Annotated in this window: 19 protein-coding genes and 3 tRNA genes; 12 read left to right on the forward strand and 10 right to left on the reverse strand. The window is 68.2% G+C overall.

Translation table 11 applies throughout. From position 1 onward, the window contains the following. Positions 1-119: 119 nt before the first annotated feature. On the reverse strand, positions 120-1004 hold the full coding sequence (locus R3A49_12365) for a sigma-70 family RNA polymerase sigma factor (protein ID MEZ5171522.1): 885 nt from the start codon (positions 1002-1004) through the stop codon (positions 120-122). A 253-nt stretch (positions 1005-1257) separates the two neighbouring features. On the opposite strand from R3A49_12365, the gene flgN reads away from it, so the two are divergent. From flgN to R3A49_12385, 4 genes are all read left to right on the forward strand, one after another. Further along, positions 1258-1812 carry a flagellar export chaperone FlgN gene (flgN, locus tag R3A49_12370; protein MEZ5171523.1) on the forward strand — a complete coding sequence of 185 codons (555 nt, stop codon included), beginning with the start codon at positions 1258-1260 and terminating at the stop codon, positions 1810-1812. Between the two features lie 84 nt (positions 1813-1896). After that, on the forward strand, positions 1897-2850 hold the full coding sequence (gene pheA / locus R3A49_12375) for a prephenate dehydratase (GenBank protein MEZ5171524.1): 954 nt from the start codon (positions 1897-1899) through the stop codon (positions 2848-2850). Further along, positions 2847-4109: a serine--tRNA ligase gene (gene serS / locus R3A49_12380; GenBank protein MEZ5171525.1), complete on the forward strand. Its 1263-nt coding sequence runs from the start codon at positions 2847-2849 to the stop codon at positions 4107-4109. The genes pheA and serS overlap by 4 nt, the downstream gene beginning before the upstream one ends. A 104-nt stretch (positions 4110-4213) precedes the next feature. Further along, on the forward strand, positions 4214-4705 hold the full coding sequence (locus R3A49_12385) for a hypothetical protein (protein ID MEZ5171526.1): 492 nt from the start codon (positions 4214-4216) through the stop codon (positions 4703-4705). A gap of 3 nt (positions 4706-4708) precedes the next feature. Here the strand turns inward: R3A49_12385 and R3A49_12390 are convergent. Then, positions 4709-4791 (reverse strand) — tRNA-Ser (locus R3A49_12390). A gap of 216 nt (positions 4792-5007) precedes the next feature. Continuing rightward, the gene (locus tag R3A49_12395; GenBank protein MEZ5171527.1) at positions 5008-6024 is read right to left on the reverse strand and encodes a PHP domain-containing protein; all 1017 of its coding nucleotides are present in this window, start codon (positions 6022-6024) and stop codon (positions 5008-5010) included. Between the two features lie 24 nt (positions 6025-6048). Between R3A49_12395 and R3A49_12400 the strand changes: the two genes are divergently transcribed. Next, positions 6049-6498, forward strand: a complete 450-nt coding sequence (locus tag R3A49_12400; GenBank protein MEZ5171528.1) for an SRPBCC family protein — start codon at positions 6049-6051, stop codon at positions 6496-6498. A 97-nt stretch (positions 6499-6595) separates the two neighbouring features. On the opposite strand, the gene R3A49_12405 is transcribed toward R3A49_12400, so the two are convergent. Continuing rightward, the gene (locus R3A49_12405) at positions 6596-7336 is read right to left on the reverse strand and encodes an SGNH/GDSL hydrolase family protein (protein ID MEZ5171529.1); all 741 of its coding nucleotides are present in this window, start codon (positions 7334-7336) and stop codon (positions 6596-6598) included. A gap of 106 nt (positions 7337-7442) precedes the next feature. Here R3A49_12405 and R3A49_12410 point away from each other — a divergent pair. After that, positions 7443-7525 (forward strand) — tRNA-Ser (locus tag R3A49_12410). Between the two features lie 5 nt (positions 7526-7530). Here the strand turns inward: R3A49_12410 and R3A49_12415 are convergent. The 4 genes from R3A49_12415 to R3A49_12430 all read right to left on the reverse strand — a co-directional run bounded on the left by R3A49_12415 (position 7531) and on the right by R3A49_12430 (position 10772). Next, complete coding sequence (locus R3A49_12415; protein MEZ5171530.1) at positions 7531-9078, reverse strand: GMC family oxidoreductase; 1548 nt, start codon at positions 9076-9078, stop codon at positions 7531-7533. Positions 9079-9167: 89 nt separating this feature from the next. Further along, a complete protein-coding gene (locus tag R3A49_12420) occupies positions 9168-9434 on the reverse strand; it encodes an NAD(P)-binding protein (GenBank protein MEZ5171531.1) in 267 nt (88 codons plus the stop codon). Then, positions 9427-10320: a gluconate 2-dehydrogenase subunit 3 family protein gene (locus tag R3A49_12425; protein MEZ5171532.1), complete on the reverse strand. Its 894-nt coding sequence runs from the start codon at positions 10318-10320 to the stop codon at positions 9427-9429. The genes R3A49_12420 and R3A49_12425 overlap by 8 nt, the downstream gene beginning before the upstream one ends. A gap of 53 nt (positions 10321-10373) precedes the next feature. Beyond that, positions 10374-10772, reverse strand: coding sequence for a glyoxalase (locus R3A49_12430; protein ID MEZ5171533.1), 399 nt, complete (start codon positions 10770-10772; stop codon positions 10374-10376). A 51-nt stretch (positions 10773-10823) separates the two neighbouring features. Here R3A49_12430 and R3A49_12435 point away from each other — a divergent pair. The 6 genes from R3A49_12435 to R3A49_12460 all read left to right on the forward strand — a co-directional run bounded on the left by R3A49_12435 (position 10824) and on the right by R3A49_12460 (position 15211). Next, positions 10824-10896, forward strand: a tRNA-Arg gene (locus tag R3A49_12435). Positions 10897-12244: 1348 nt separating this feature from the next. After that, a complete protein-coding gene (locus R3A49_12440; protein ID MEZ5171534.1) occupies positions 12245-12397 on the forward strand; it encodes a hypothetical protein in 153 nt (50 codons plus the stop codon). A gap of 123 nt (positions 12398-12520) precedes the next feature. Beyond that, a complete protein-coding gene (locus tag R3A49_12445; protein ID MEZ5171535.1) occupies positions 12521-12664 on the forward strand; it encodes a hypothetical protein in 144 nt (47 codons plus the stop codon). A gap of 243 nt (positions 12665-12907) precedes the next feature. Next, complete coding sequence (locus tag R3A49_12450) at positions 12908-13315, forward strand: hypothetical protein (protein ID MEZ5171536.1); 408 nt, start codon at positions 12908-12910, stop codon at positions 13313-13315. Between the two features lie 653 nt (positions 13316-13968). Beyond that, a complete protein-coding gene (locus tag R3A49_12455) occupies positions 13969-14196 on the forward strand; it encodes a hypothetical protein (GenBank protein ID MEZ5171537.1) in 228 nt (75 codons plus the stop codon). Between the two features lie 4 nt (positions 14197-14200). Next, positions 14201-15211: a DUF1611 domain-containing protein gene (locus R3A49_12460; protein ID MEZ5171538.1), complete on the forward strand. Its 1011-nt coding sequence runs from the start codon at positions 14201-14203 to the stop codon at positions 15209-15211. A gap of 63 nt (positions 15212-15274) precedes the next feature. On the opposite strand, the gene R3A49_12465 is transcribed toward R3A49_12460, so the two are convergent. Both R3A49_12465 and R3A49_12470 read right to left on the reverse strand, forming a co-directional pair. Further along, positions 15275-15460, reverse strand: coding sequence for a hypothetical protein (locus R3A49_12465; protein MEZ5171539.1), 186 nt, complete (start codon positions 15458-15460; stop codon positions 15275-15277). Continuing rightward, entirely contained in the window at positions 15441-15893 is a 453-nt protein-coding gene (locus R3A49_12470; protein MEZ5171540.1) for a hypothetical protein, read from the reverse strand. The genes R3A49_12465 and R3A49_12470 overlap by 20 nt, the downstream gene beginning before the upstream one ends. Between the last annotated feature and the right edge of the window lie 69 nt (positions 15894-15962).

Below are 15962 nucleotides of genomic sequence, written 5' to 3' on the forward strand. Positions count from 1 at the left end.
AGGAGGGCGAGTCGCCGACGGCATGGCCGTATTGTCCCAGACGACGCCCGCCGGCGTCCGGTCGGGTGTGGCGTCTCGGCCTGCCCGTGGGGGGAGTCGTCGGCGTGGCGACGCCGTGGTCAGCCGGCGAGGGCGACCTTCTCGTGGACGTCGCGGTGCTCCGCCGACACACGGTCCAGCGGATCGGAGCTCGCGGCCACCCTGTCGTAGTAGTCGCGCCTGCGCTGGGCGACCTTGCCCTTCGGACGGCGCTCGGGCGTGACCTGGTCGGGATCGAGGCTGGCGTTCATCCCGTCCTTCAGGAGGGTGAGGGCCTCGGCGCGCAGCTGGCTGACGCGGGACTCGCTCACGCCGAGCTCGTCGGCGATGTCCTGCATGGGACGTTCCTCGAAGAAGTACTCGACCACCACCTTGCGGAGGCGGGCGGGGAGGGCGGCGACGGCGTCGGTGAGGAAGGCCTGACGCTCCCGGGCGATCATCGTCTGCTCGGGCGTGTCGTCGCCCGAGGCGAGGAACGCCTCGGCCGGCCCCTCGAAGCTGAGCGACTCGTAGTTGAGCACGGTCGCGCGGTGGACGTCGTTCTGGAGCTCCTGGACCGACGCCGGCTCGACGTCGAGCCTCTCACCGAGCTCCTCGCTCGTCGGCGTGCGTCCCAGCCTCGTCGTCATCTGCTCGCTGACCTCGCGCACCTCACGGGCGCGGGCCCGCACCGACCGGCTGGCCCAGTCGCGGCTGCGCAACTCGTCGAGGAGGGCACCGTGGATGCGGCGGGAGGCGTAGCGGTCGAAGGGAATGCCCCTCTCCTCCTCGAAGGAGCGTGCCGCCTGGGTGAGTCCCAGCATCCCGGCCGACACGAGGTCGTCACGGTGCACCTGGCGGGGGACCCGGTGGGCCACCTCGTTCACGGCGTACTGGACGAGCGGAAGGTGCTCGCGGACGAGGCGTTCCTCGGCGACCCGTTCCTCGTGCGTCAGCGTGGTCGAACGTGTGGTGGTGGCCGACATGGTCTTCTCCCCCGGTCGTGCTGTTCACAAGGGGCATCGACGGTTTCACTTTCCGTGCTGGATAGGCCGGGGGGATGATTCGTCAGGCGCCCTCGTCATTCTTGCGGATGATGACAAAAGGTGCACAAGCTCTGGAATTGACGGCCGGCGAGGTGCCCCGGCGGGGGCGTTCCCTGCGAAATCCGCTCGGAACCCCTTGTGTGGAGCGGGACGCGGCCGATGGGGAGACTCCCGGTCCCAGGAGACGCCCGCTGTGTCCATCGATGCCCTCTCGGAGATGCTCTGGCGGGAGCGTCGACTGCTCGAGCTGCTGTTGTTCAAGCTCGAGGAGGAGCAACTCGTCCTGGCGGCCGGGCGGAACCGGTGGCTGGCCCACGCCACCCGGGAGCTCGAGACGGTCTTCGAGGAGATCAACGTCGTCGAGCTCGAACGGGCCGTCACGGTCAACCCCGCGGCCCGCTGGCTGGGCCTCGGACCCGACGCGACCCTCCGCGAGATGGCCGAGGCCGCACCGGTGCCGTGGAACCGCCTGCTCCTCCGCCACCGCGACGCCCTCGTGGCACTCGCCGAGGAGATCGACGCCGTGGCCGAGGCGAACCACGAGCTCCTGGACACCCAGGAGGCCGTCGCCGAGGCCGGGGGAGCCGGGACCCGAGACGCCGACGCCGGCTTCGAGGGAGCGGAGCAGGCCCCGCTCGCCGGTGTTCCCGACAACGTTTTCCAACTCCAGCTGCAACGGGTCGCCCGTGACGCAGCGCCCGGTGCCACCCGCGCGGTGCAGCCGTCGCTTCTCGAGTTCCTCCGCTGAGCGGCGCGCCGAACCGGCCATGCGCCGACGCGCCATCCGCAATGCTGCGGGGTTGCACGGCACCCCCCGCTACGCTCGGCCCCCGTGAGGATCAGCTACCTGGGGCCCGCCGGCACCTTCACCGAGGAGGCGCTGCACACCCAGGACGACCTCGCGACGGGAGAGCTCCACGCCGTCCGGGCGGTACCCGACGCCGTCGCAGCCGTCGAGTCGGGGGAGGCCGATGCGGCGTTCGTGCCGATCGAGAACTCTCTCGAGGGGTCGGTGTCGGTCACGCTCGACACGCTGGCCTTCGACAGTGAGCTCCTGATCAGGCGCGAGGTCGACCTGCCCGTCTCGTTCAGCCTGTGCGTCAAGCCCGGTACGACGATGCGCGACATCACGATCGTCCGCTCGATCCCCATCGCAGCGGCCCAGTGCCGTGAGTGGCTCCACGCCAAGGTCGGGAGGGCCGAGATCCTGCCCGCCACCTCCACCGCCGACGCCGCCCGCACGGTGGCCCGGTCGCGAAAGCCCGGTCAGGCCGCCATCGCCAACCCGCTCGCCGCCGACATCTACGGGCTCCGGCAGGCCGCCACTGCCATCGAGGACCATCCCCACAACGCCACGCGCTTCGTCCTCGTGGGAAGGGGAATCCCCACCCCCACCGGCCACGACCGCACGTCGGTTGTCTGCTTCCAGCGCCGCGACCGGCCGGGATCTCTGCTGTCGATCCTCCAGGAGTTCGCGGCCCGGGCCATCAACCTCACGAAGCTGGAGTCGCGCCCCACCAAGGCCGGTCTCGGCGACTACTGCTTCTTCATCGATCTCGAGGGTCACATCGCCGACGAGGTCGTGGCCGACACACTTCGCAACCTGAGCGCCAAGATCGCCGAGGTGAAGTTCCTCGGTTCGTACCCGGTCGGTGGGGAAGGCGAGGCGGTCGTCCGCCGCTCCGCGGCGGGAAAGGCGTGGCGCCAGGCCGACCGCTGGGTCAGCGACCTGCGCGCGGCGATCGACGACGACACCGTGGAAGTCAACGGAGGCGACGGCAGGTGATCGACCGGAAGCGCCTGCGCGACGACCCCGACTACCGCGCCGGGATCGAGCGCAAGCGTGTCGGCGACGGGCTCCTCGACGAGGTCCTCGCCGCCGATGCGGCCGAACGCGAGGTGCGTGGTCGGGTCGATGGGCTCCGGGCGCGACAGAACGCCGCGTCGAAGGAGATCGGGCGGGCCGAGCCCGACGAGCGCGAGGCAAAGATCGCGGCGGTGGCGTCCCTGAAGGACGAGCTCAAGGCGGCCGAGGCCGAGCTCACCGACGTCGAGCAGCGCCACCAGGACCTGGCGTTGCAGGTCCCGAACCCCGCCGACCGAACGGTTCCCGACGGGGGTGAGGACGACGGCGAGGTGGTCCGCACGGTCGGCGACACGCGTGATGCGCCCCCGCTCGACCACGCCGAGTTCGGCGAGGCGATGGGGTGGGTCGACACGGGGCACGCCGCCGGGGCCAGCGGCGCGCGTTTTGCCTACCTCCGCAGCGAGGCCGTGCTGTTCGAGTTGGCGCTCGTGCAGTGGGTCACCCGTCTCGTGGGCGAGCGTGGGTTCTCCCCGGTGGTGCCGCCCGTCCTCGTCCGGGAGCAGACCATGGAGGAGGCCGGGTTCTTCCCGACCGACCGCCACCAGGTCTACGAGCTCGGCGACGACGATCTCTTCCTCGTGGGAACGAGCGAGGTGCCCCTCTCGGCACTGCACCGCGACGAGATCCTGGATGTCGATGCGCTCCCTCTTCGCTACGCCGGGATCTCCTCGTGTTTCCGCCGTGAGGCGGGAACCTACGGGAAGGACACGCGGGGGATCTTCCGTGTGCACCAGTTCGACAAGGTGGAGATGTTCTCGTTCGCCTCTCCGGAGCACTCGTGGGACGAGCTCGAGCACATCCTCACCATCGAGGAGGAGATCGTCGCCGCGTTGGGACTGCCCTACCGCGTCGTCAACATCGCGGCGGGCGATCTCGGAGCGGCCGCGGCCAAGAAGTACGACATCGAGGTGTGGCTCCCGTCGGAGGGCCGCTACCGCGAGCTCACCTCGTGTTCGAACTACCTCGACTTCTCGGCGCGTCGGCTCTCCACGCGCGTGCGCGGTGACGACGGCACGGAGCCGGTACACACGCTCAACGGCACGGCCTGCGCCATCGGGAGGACCCTGGTGTTCCTCTTCGAGCACTGCCAGCAGCCCGACGGCTCCTTCGTCGTCCCCGAGGTCCTGCGCCCCTTCACCGGCTTCGACACCGTCGCCGCCCCGGGCACCGGTCGCTGAACACCCGTCGGCCCGGGGTGCTCCACGACGGAGCGGTCGGCACCCGGGCGCGGTGAGGTGCAGCCTCGTACTATTCCCACATGGCGGAACAACCGCTACAACCGGTGCAAGCCGGACCCGGCCGAGGTCGTCACGCCGGTACCCCTGTCGGATATCTCGCAGCGTTGGCCGGCTACCTGATCGGCATCGTCGTTCCCATCGTCAACGCGCTGGCTGTTGCGATGGTGGTGAGCGCAGCGAACCCCGTGGCGAGCGACGTCAACTGCTGGGACGGCACGTCGCGGGAATGTCAGATCGGGTGGATGCTCTTCGCTGGCCTCGTGCTGACGTATTTCATCGCCGTTTTCGGGCTCGGGCCACTGGGATGCTTCTTCGCCATGCGGATCTGCGGCCAGGAGGGTGCGGGCGAGGTGGCGGGGTGGGCGGCGGCGTTGGCGCCGCTCCACGCGGTCGACGCCTTGATCATTGCCGAGGGCCCCGTCCAGTGGGGCATCTGGATGACGTTGGTGTCGTCCCTCATCGTGTTGCTGGCACGGTTCATCCGATCGATGGGGGAGAAGGCGCGCCGGAAGAAGAGCGCGCGTTCCGTTCCCTGAGAGCGGAGGGAGTGGGATTCGAACCCACGGAGCTCTCGCTCAGCGGTTTTCAAGACCGCCCCGTTCGGCCGCTCCGGCATCCCTCCAAGAGCCGAGGATAAGCGAGCCGGGTATCCCGGTTCGCCCGAGGCGTGGCCCGAGCGGCCCGGTGCCGGAGGCACCAGGAGCGGGAGAAGATGAGCCGAGGATAAGCGAGCCGGGTATCCCGGTTCGCCCGAGGCGTGGCCCGAGCGGCCCGGTGCCGGAGGCACCAGGAGCGGGAGAAGATGAGCCGAGGATAAGCGAGCCGGGTCGCGTTGGTTCTACGCCGCGTGCGAGGCGGTCCAGGCGAGTAGCTCGTCGACAGGCCAGGTGTTGACGATGCGCCCCACCGGCACGTCGTTCACCGCCGCGCGGTGCGCGCCGTAGGGCTGCCATTCGAGTTGGTGCGGCGAGTGCGCGTCGGAGTCGATGGACATCTTCGTACCGGCGGCAACTGCCTGCCGGAGCAGATCGGTGGGAGGATCGAGCCGTTCGGGTCGGGAGTTGATCTCCACGGCCTTGTCGTGTTCGGCGCAGGTGGCGAACACGGCGCCGGCATCGAAGTCCGACGGCGGGCGCCCCTTGCCGACGAGCATCCGACCTGTGCAGTGACCGAGGATGTCGGTGTGGGGGCTCTCCATGGCGCGCACCATGCGCGCGGTCATGGAGCGTTCGTCCATCCGCAGCTTCGAGTGCACGCTCGCCACGACCACGTCGAGCTCTGCGAGCAACTCGTCACTCTGGTCGAGTGAGCCGTCCTCGAGGATGTCCACCTCGATGCCCGTGAGGATGCGCAGCGGCACGAACTCCTCGTTCAGCCGCCCCACCAGGTCGAGCTGCTCCCGGAGCCTCTCGGGCGACAACCCGCGGGCCACACGCAGGCGGGGTGAGTGGTCGGTCAGTGCGAGGTACTCGTGACCGATGTCCCGTGCCCGCTCGGCCATGCGCTCCACCGGCGCTCCACCGTCCGACCAGTCGGAGTGCAGGTGGAGATCGCCTCGCAGCTTCGTCATCACCTCGTCGGCACGCGAGGTGTCGGGATCGGCGACGCCGGCCTCGAGGTCGTAGAGGTAGGCGGGCACCTGGTCGGCGAGTGCCTGCATGACCACCTGTTCCGTGCGGGCACCGATGCCGGGCAGGTCCTTCAGGCGCCCCGCCGCGGCGACCTTGCGGAGATCCCCGTCCGACAGCTGCGCGACGGTCGCTGCCGCCTTCTTGAAGGCCTCCGACTTGTAGCGGGGAGCGCCACTCCTCGAGAGAAGCCCGGCGATGCGCTCCAGTGCGTCGAGCGGCTCCATGCCCGGCACGGTACCGTCCTTTTCATGACGACGAACGAGCAGCAGGTGTCCGTGTCCCGTGAGATCGACGCACCGCCGGAGGCGATCTTCGACGTGCTCGCCGATCCGCGTCAGCATTCGGTGATCGACGGGTCGGGGAGTGTCCGGGGTGTTGTGTCGGGGCCCGACCGACTGGAGCTCGGCTCCAAGTTCGGGATGAAGATGAAGATCGGGCTCCCCTACCGGATCAGCTCGACGGTCGTGGAGTTCGACGAGAATGAGCGGATCGCCTGGGCGCACTTCGGGAAGCACCGCTGGCGTTACGAGCTCGAGCCGCTCGGCGACGGGTCGAGGACCCGGGTCACCGAGACGTTCGACTACTCCACCGCCCGATCCCCGTGGGTCATCGAGAAGATGGGCTACCCGCGCAAGCACCCGAAGGCGATGGAGGCCACGCTCGAGCGTCTCGCCGACCACGTCGAGGGCACCACCTGAACTATCTGGTCCGTCGCCCTCCACCTTCCCACCGAGATGGTGCGTTCGTGTTGCCTATTGCAACGGGATCGCACCATCTCGGGCTGGGTGGCGGCGGCTAGGGCATTCCCCACTCGCTGCGGATGGCGTAGGTGGTCCACCGGGCGATGCGGTCCTTGCCCTCGGGGCTCGGGTGGATCTCGTCGCGTAGCCACACCCGGTGCCCTGTGCGGTCCTCGGGAGCCCAGAGATCGTACGCGAACTTCGCTTGCAGAGGCCTGCCGTTGAGCCACACCTGGTCGTTGGCGGGACGCATCGCCCTGTTCCAGTCGATCATGTGACCGGCCGCCTGCGGGTCGGAGCTCGGGAGTCCGGCGAAGTAGTAGACGGCGGGCTTCCACGCGTCGCCGTCGATGTAGGTGTTGCCGATGAACGGCGGGATCGTCCAGTAGACGGTCGCGCCCGACGCGCGGATCGCCTGCGACATGGCGTCGATGGAGGCGTCCCACGCTTTCCAGCTCCTGAACTCGTGGCCGGCGAAGTTGGCGATCACGATGTCGGGGTCGAAGCTGTCGAGCAGCGACTGGAGCTCCCGGAGCGGCGAGTGTGACGTGCCGACCCACGTCGCCTGGACAGGCGTCCCCGCGTTGGCGGCGCCATACTTCACGACGGCCCGCATGCCCTTGGCCTGCATGCGGGCGGCGATCACCGGCGCTGTCGACTTCATGATCGAGTCACCGAAGAAGAGGACCCGCTTGGTGGGTGCACCCTGCGCATTGTGGTGCTGGGGAACTGCGTAGCCGATTCCACATCCCCCGAGCACGAGAAGCAGACAAAGAGCGGCAGCGAGGCGTTTCAAGGCGGAGATACTGACAGACCGGGGCAATGACCACCACACGGGACCCGCGCTCATCGGGGCGTAGAAGGCCGAGCCGACCGATGGCGCCCGTATACTCGGCCGTTCCGGAGGGGTGACCGAGTGGCCGAAGGTGCTCCCCTGCTAAGGGAGTGAGGGCAACCTCCGAGGGTTCAAATCCCTCCCCCTCCGCTCGATCACGTCGACGCCTCCCCGGGAGGTGCCTGACGCCTGTGCTTCGCCCGGCGCGCCGACACGACGGCTGCGCCCCCCAGTGCCGCCGCCCCTGCCGTCGCGGCGATCACCGCTCCCGTAGCGTCACCGCTGCCCGTCGAGCCACCCGCACCGGTGCCCTCGGAGCCCTCGAAGGTGGCGGGGAGTGAGGGCGGACCCTCGAGGCCGGCCCACGCACGCGCGTTCCTCAGTGCTGTCGTGAAGATGGTGAGAGTCGGATTGTGCGCGCCGCTGGTCGGGAACACCGACGCGTCGGCCACACCCACGTTGTCGAGCGACCAGAGGCGCCCGAATCCGTCGGTGGCGCCGCCGCCGGCGTCGGTACTCATGCAGAGGCCTCCCATGAGGTGGGCACCGCCGGGTACGACGCTCCCGGTGGGGGCGGGCCTGGCGGGCGTGCCGGTCTGTGCCGTCGCACCGGCCACGTCGGCGCCGGCCGCCTCGATCAGCCCGACGAGGTGCGGGGTGTAGAACTCCTGGGCGACCAGCTCGTGGTCGTGGGGCGCGTACGTGACGGCGGCGACCGGGAGGCCGTACCGGTCGCGAACGTCTGGATCGAGACCGACGCGGTTCGAGCGCTGCCGGAGGTCCTCCGAGATCATGACGGCACCCGTGAGGCGGTCCCGGAGCGCGCTGAGGCGCATCAGGTCCTTGAAGCGTCGGCCGAAGGGCTTGTCGGCGTCGAAGATCTCCATGAGCTCCACGTACTGGGCGGCCTCGTCGATGAGGTGGGTCGTGCCACCCATCTCGACGATGCCTCCCCGGAGGTAGGGGAGCCCCGCCGCTGCTGCCGCCTCGCGTGCACCGGGAAAGTCGGGGTCGCAGAAGTCGTCGATCGCGTGCGACGAGTCACGCCCGCGTCCGGCGTGGATACGCTCCGAGAGCCAGATGCCGAAGCCGTCGGTGAACCAGTGGAACATCGTGCCGGCCCCGATGTGGCCGTCGGGATCGTCGATGTCGGACAGGAGCACGAGGCGCGGGCTCTCGATCGCTCCCGCCCCGAGCACCACGAAGTCGGCCGGTTCGCTGTGCTCCTTGCCGGCGGCGTCGACCCAGCGCACACCGGTGGCCCGCGTCCCGTCGTGCTCGATGCGGGTGACCATCGCCTCGTCGCGCAACTCGGCATTGCCGGTGAGGAGCGCGTGGCGCAGGGGGACGAGGGCACTGCCCCGGTCGTGGATCGGGCATCCGAAGCCCGAGCAGAACCCGCAGTCGATGCACGCCGGGCGTCCGTCGTAGGCCTGCGAGTTGATGGCCTGGGTGAACGGGTACGGGTGCAGGCCCCGGGCACGTGCCCCCTCGGCGAGCAACGTCGATCCGTACATCGGAGCGCCGGGAGGCATCGGAAACGGTCCCGACCGGGGTGCGTGCGCTCCCGCCGGGCCCTCCGCCAGGACATCGGCGTCGCCCTGCACGCCGATCAGCTGCTCGACGACGTCGTAGTACGGAGCGATCTCCTTGTAGTCGAACGGCCAGTCGACGACGTCGGCTCCGTCGATCGGCCCCAGCATCGCCAACTTCTCGAAGTCGATGTCCCAGAAACGTGGGGTCTTGGCGTCCCAGTGGACGGTGCCACCGGCGACCGTCGTGGGGAGCGTGTTCAGGTCTCCACCGACAGCGGGTCCACGTCATCGGGCGACGACCGGAACGTACGGGGCTCGCCGTCGGTGTCCGGTCCCCCGAAGCCGCGCCGCATCTTGAGCTCGTCGTTCGAGAACAGGGTCCGGGGAGCCGCCTCGGTGAGCTCGCCGGCGAAGAGGTTGCGGCCCTTCTCGAGGATGACGACGTCCCACCCGGCGCCGGCGAGGACCATCGCCGCCGTCGACGCTCCGAGCCCGCTGCCGACCACGACCGCACGCTCAGCCACGGGTCCTCCGGCGGTTCCGGCTCCGCCCGAGGCCGGGCAACGCAGCCGACAGGAACGTCTCGGGGTCCCCGATCACCTCGTCGGCGTCCGGACCGAGCGACGACCGCTGCGCGACGGCGGGTTCTCCGCCTTCGGGGAGAACCTGCTCTCCCTTCGACGCCGCGTCGGCGGCCTCGGCGGGGAACGGCAACGCGACGCCGGGTGGCGCGGGGTCCGGCCCGTCGGACTCGGACGTCTCCTCGGCGCTCCATCCGATCGGGGCCACGTCACCGGCGGAGGCGGTCTCGCTCCACCCGACGAGGGCCCGGTTCCCGCCGTACTCGGGGACGGAGTAGGTGCCCTCGATGGCGTGCTGGAACAGCAGCCCCCGGAAGCCGTCGGGCGTGTCGTCGACGAGAACGGCGTCCTGCTTCTCGGGCGGGACGGCTGTGAAGTCTCCGCCCGCTGCTTCGTCGAGGGCCGCGATCCCCGTGACGTAGCGCTGCCGGAGCTCGTCGATGTGCGCGCGCCACTTCTCCTCCTCGTACGCGCTCAGCGGCACGAAGTCCTGCATCTCGTTCTCGGCTCCGCCGTGACGGTTGCTCCACGGCCCCCCGGCGAAGATCCGCGGCGGGTCGTCGTCGAACGCCGACAGGAAGAGGTCGATGAACACCACGACGCCCGCCTCTCGTGCACCGGGGTGGCCGGCCTCGGCCGGGTCGTCGGACGGACCCGGGATCAGGCGGGCCGTCGCCTCCCGCACGACCGCAGCCTGGTGCTCGTCGAAGAACCGGAAGCTCTCCTGGGGTTCCTGAGCGGACGCAGCACCGGTCATCGACGCGGGAACGTAGCGCAGCAGCGGCGTGAGCCCTGCTCCGATCACGAACTGGCGCCGGTTGATCTCCATCGGCCCTCTCTACCGGTGTCGGGACCGACACCGGCTCAGCCGGTGCAGGAGGCTCACTCGTGGAGCCACGGGGTGCGTGACAGGCCGACGAGCAACCCGTCGGGGGTCTGGAGCCGCGCCACCGTCTGGCCCCAGGGCTCCTCGCGGGCGCCGTGGACCAGGTCGTAGCCGGCGTCGGTCAGCTCATCGGTAGCGGCGGCGACGTCGGTGACCTCGAACTCGATGGTGGCCTGGGGGACCGGGCACCCGTCGGGCCAGTCCGGGGTTCCGAAGCAGGCGTTCGCGGCGTCCTCCAGCCGCCAGGCCCCGAGATGCTTGGCGCCGCCCACGTCACCTGACATGAGGTACTGCTCGCCCTCGAGCGGCAGGCCGAGTGTGTCCACGTAGAAGCGCTTCGCCTCGTCACGGTCGCTCACGATGGCGGAGAAGCCGGCCACGAACTCGATGTCCATGCGATCACTCTACGACCGGCGTTGCGGTGCCCGCGTAGACTCTGAGGTTCGGCGCTCGTAGCTCAACGGATAGAGCATCTGACTACGGATCAGAAGGTTGGGGGTTCGAATCCCTCCGAGCGCGCTGAGTACGCACCAGCGCCGCGCCGGCGACGATGAAGAGTGCTGCGATGCCCAGCGCACCGAGGAAGTCGAGGCCGGTGAAGGGCAAAGTGCTGTCGGCCGGCCCTGCGTCATTCGGATTCCTGTCGGTCGGGGCTGCGTCATTCGGGTTTCTTGTGGCGCCCTGCGAGATCGGGTCACTCGATGCAACGCTCGAGTTGCCGGCCCTGTCGGTGGCGCGCACCGAGACAAAGTATGTGTGAGTGCTCGGAGGAGTGAAACTCGCATGGGTCAGCGTTCCGACATCGGTCCAGTCCGAGATGTCATGCGCGCCGGCCGACGTCCCGATCGCCCATGAGTATCCGGCAATGCCGCTGATGTCATCGACGAAGCCACTCCACGTTGCGGTGATCTCCGCATCGGAAGACGCGGCGAGCGACTGAATCACACCGGCCGCATCGAGCGATGGTTGCTCGATCGTGATGCTGCCGGGCTCGGGTGCGTACGGGTCGATCGTCACGCCATCGGAAACCGCGATCGGGCTGACCGAGGTGTCTTGGTTCACGGCACGTACTCGTGCGACGTAGGTCTGTCCGGGAGTCAGGGACAATCCGGTGGCACTCGCGGAAGTCACGAGTCCGACCGCCTGCCAGTTGGTGACGGGTGTGTAGCCGGAAGTCTCGATCCTCCACTCGAAACCGACAACGTCGGGTCCGAGCCCCGCGGCGAGAGCGGTCCAGTCCGCTGCGAAGCTCTCCGTAGACGCCTGGTATCGAATGTCCACGCCCGAGACCGCTCCATCGGTGACGATGAGCCGCACTTCCACGCCGTCGCTTGTCGAGGGCGCACTGACGTTCCCTGCCTCGTCGACGGCGCGGACGGAAAAGTAGTACGCGGTCCCGACGACGAACGTTGCCGACGTGGTCGAGGCACTGGTGGCCACCCCAACGGAGGTCCACGGTTGAACGTCGGTGCCGCCGGCGGTCGTGCCGATCGCGTATTGATACTCGGCGATGCCGCTGTCAGTGTCGGAGAACCCGGACCAATTCGCGTTGAATTCCGCCGCGGTCTGCCAGTCGATGTCGGTGCCCATTCCGTCGTTCACGGTGCCGGGAGATGGCGCGGTGGTGTCGACGGTGACTCCGTTGGACGTGGCGACAGAGCCGACGTTTCCGACGGTGTCGGTGGCGCGAACCGACAGGTAGTAGGTGGTCCCGTCGGACAGCGCGAGGGAGCTCGCTGTCACGCTGGTGGTCGCCCCAACAGATGTCCACGGTTGAACGTCGGTGCCGCCGGCGGTGGTGCCGATCGCGTAGTCGTAGCTGGCGATGCCGCTGCCAGCGTCGAGGAATCCGGACCAGTTGGCTCGGATGCTCGATGTCGAGTTCTGCCAGTCGGTGTCGGTGGCCATGCCGTCGTTGACGGTGCCGGGGGTGGGTGCGGTGGTGTCGACGGTGACTCCGTTGGACGTGGCGACGGAGCTGACGTTTCCATCGCTGTCGGTGGCGCGCACCGACACGTAGTAGGTGGTCCCGTCGGACAGCGCGAGTGAGTTCGCTGTCACGCTGGTGGCTGTGCCGACGGAGGTCCAGTTCTTCACCTGGGTGCCGCCGGCGGTGGTGCCGATCGCGTAGTCGTAGCTGGCGATGCCCGGCCACGAATCGCTGAAGCCCGACCAGTTCGCCTGGATACTCGATGTCGATGTCTGCCAATCCACGTCGGAGCTCGCGCCGTCGCTGACGGCTCCGGCCGTGGGTGCCGTGGTGTCCTGGACCGTGACACGTACGTAGTCCATGAGCATGCCGAACCCGACGCCGTTCGACGAGCCACTCACGGCGACGCGGAAGTTCGAGTCGGAGAGCTGTGAGCTCGTCAATCCGGTCACCGTGACACTGTCGGTGTAGTAGGTGTTGAAGGCTCCGTACCCGCTCCGGTACGTGCTCGGGCCCGTGTTGACCCAGCTGCTGCCGTTCCACACCTGGGCTTGCATCGAGATGGAGCCGGAGGCAAAGAGGTTGAGGTAGGTGAGCGCCGTGCGGAGCTCGAGTGTCGCCGAGAGGTTCGTGAGCCCTGGCGGCACACTCGAGTCGAAGCCGAACGTCGTGAAGTTCGCCGTCGACGTGCTCGGGCACGTGTACCAGAAGAAGCCGTTCCAGCACGAGCTCGCGGCGTTCCAGCTCGCCGCGGCCGCGCCGTCAGACGCGGAGTACGCGTTGGCGATGTTCGCCCACTTGGTCACGTTGTTGCTGGCGGTCGGGGATCCCGCAACACCGGCCGCCGCGGCCGGTGACTCGGCAATGGGAGACGCTCCTACCGAGAGCCCGACGAGGAGCGCGACGATCCATGCGGTGGCACTCCTGCGCGGCGCGGACACTCCGCTCGACGGAGCTCGCATGACACTCTCTTGCGTGAGCATTCCTGGTCGCTTCCAGGCTCAGTGACTCATCGGCGCTTTCGCACGTTTGTTGAGCCTGGTCGGGAACCTCATACGAACTCAACACGTCCTGGGGAGCCCGTGTCCCTGTTGTCGGAAAAGTCCCTCCGGGGCATGCCCCCCCTCCTGCTCGCGATCGATGCGGCCAGGCACCTCGGCGGCACGTCGCCCGTGATGCTGGTCCTCCGCGGCGCGATCCTTCAGCCGCTCCGCTACCTGTCGGCGTACAGCTGGTGGGGGCACGTTCTGAGGAGTCTCGGAGGTCAGAGACTGCGACGTCCACCCGCTCACCTCCCGCTGCGGAAGCGTCGACTCTCACGACGGATCAGAAGGTTGGTGTTCGATTCCCTCCGAGCGCGCTGAAGAAGATGCAGGTAGCGGCGCGTCCAACCAGCTGCGCGTGCCGCCTCCGGACCTGGTGGGCACGCGTACGCGGCCGGGGTCTTCCGGCGGATGGTCCCGGGCCGCGCGGTACAGTTCGACCAGCGAGAGATGGGGTGTGCGCAGCTGGCGCGAGATGCCGGCCGACGTTGCTTGAGTTGATCAGAGCTGCACCAGATTCAGAGTGGACCCAGAAATTACGGAACGTGTCCCTGACTTCGACCTCGCTGAGCATCTCGCCAGCATGGAAGCGAAAGAGCGCGAAAAGAGGTCGGGAGCATGCCGGATGTCATCGAAGGAACTGACGACCTAGCTCTCTCGACGATATCGATTGAAGCCAGACGCTGGGTCCGAATCCAAAATCTCGTCGCTGTCGTGGCCGACCTGAAGAACTCGACCGCACTTCGCACCCACAACGCCACCCGAGTCGTTTCGGAGAGCAGCTACCTCGAGCTTGACGCCTCTGCAGGGACCGCCAGAGTTCAAGGGTCGGCCGGAAAGAAGTGACAGCGTGTTCGTCCTGTATACCGATGAGAGCATCGAGAACCCTGAGACGGCGAAGACAGCGCACGGTCTCTTGCGATTTCGTGGACCGGATGTCCGAGCGATCGTCGATACCAAGTGCCAATGCGCACTCGCTCGTGAGATCCATCCCGACTTTCCTGCCGTTCCAATCGTTGCCGCGATGGCGGACGCCGGTGTAGCAAAGGGCGACGACGTAGTCGTCGGCTTTGCGCCAGTAGGGGGGCGACTGTCTTCGCACCAGCGTTCAGAACTCATGGTCGCTCACGCCGCTGGCGCATCGGTGATAAACGGCCTTCACGACTTTCTCGGTCCTGGGCCTCGGATCGTCGATCTGCGCTCGTTGCACTCGGAAGAGAATCTCATCGCGCAAGGACGTACCTTTGCCACGCCGACGCTGCTCACGGTGGGGACGTCGCACAGCATCGGGAAGATGACTGCGACCGTCTGCGTCCACTCCGCGCTGCGCCGGCGCGGGGTTCGCTGTGACTGGTTGGCGACAGGCCAGACGGGCGTTCTCATTCGTGGAACAGGACGCGTGATCGATTCGATACCGATTGACTTCGTACCCGGCCACCTCGAGGCGATGCTCGCGGATGTGGGCGCTGGCTACGACATAGTCCTCGTCGAGGGCCAGGGGTCGCTGTTTCATCCGAGTTATTCGCCGACGGCGTTCGCCCTTTTGCATACGGTGAAACCGGAAATGATGGTCATCTGCCACCGCCTCGGGCAAGAGCGGTTCGGCGGATTCGAACAGCAGATGCCCTCGGTGGAGCATGTCGCCGAGACCTACGAGATGATCGGCGGGCTGCTCGACGCGCCAATGTCCCTCACCGGGGTCTCACTTGATTCAAGTCGGTCTACCGAGGCCGAGTACCGAAGCGAACGGACCCGGCTCGAGAATGCACTCGCAGTTCCGTGTGTTGATCCGGTTCGCGAGACCGCTGACCGGCTTGCAGGCCCAATCGACCGGTTGTTGGCAGAGCGGCCGTGGAGTTGACCCACTTGGTGCACGTGCGGACACGCACGCGATGCCCGCGGCGACGACGGTCGGCGAGAGGCCTCAGGAGAGCACCGTTTCGAGCCAGTTGAAGACGCGTTCGTCGCGGACTGCCTGGCCGGCGACCTCGCAATGCCAGTCGGCTCCCTCGTCCGCTGTGAACCTGACGATCTCCTTGTCGCAGGCAAGTCGGTCGAACAGGGCCTGGGACTGCCCCGGCCAGAACTGCTCACCGTCGGGATCGGTCACGAGCGTCGGGCTCGTGATCGCGGCGATCGTCTCGTCGTCGAGCCTCTGCTGTCGAGCCGCCTGGTAGGCGTCGAAGTAGGAGTCCGTTCCGTAGGGGGGCCATGCGCCATCGAAGCTCCGCACGGGCCTCGGGGTCCTTCTCGAGCCCCACCTCCATGAAGGCGTCGAAGCTCTCCTTGTCGCCGTCGTCGAGGAGCTGCGCCATCTCGGGGGGCAGGTGCTTCTCCCACGATTCCGCAACATCGACGACGCCGGGGTCGGCGACGACCGCAGCGAGGCGGTGCTCGAAGGCGGCCGCACGCGGCACCCAGTAACCGGCCTGGCTGATGCCGTGCAGCGCGACCCGTTGTGGGTCGACGTCGTCGCGCGCGACGAGGAAGTCGATGACCGGCGTGATCACGGCCTCCCAGTCGTGAGCAGTACACGGTGCCATCGGACCGACGGTACTCTCGGCGTCCTGGATCGTGGAAGGGATCGACAGGTGAGACCACGACCGATGCAC

The organism is Acidimicrobiia bacterium (assembly GCA_041394025.1).
Classification (GTDB): domain Bacteria; phylum Actinomycetota; class Acidimicrobiia; order IMCC26256; family JAOSJL01; genus JAOSJL01.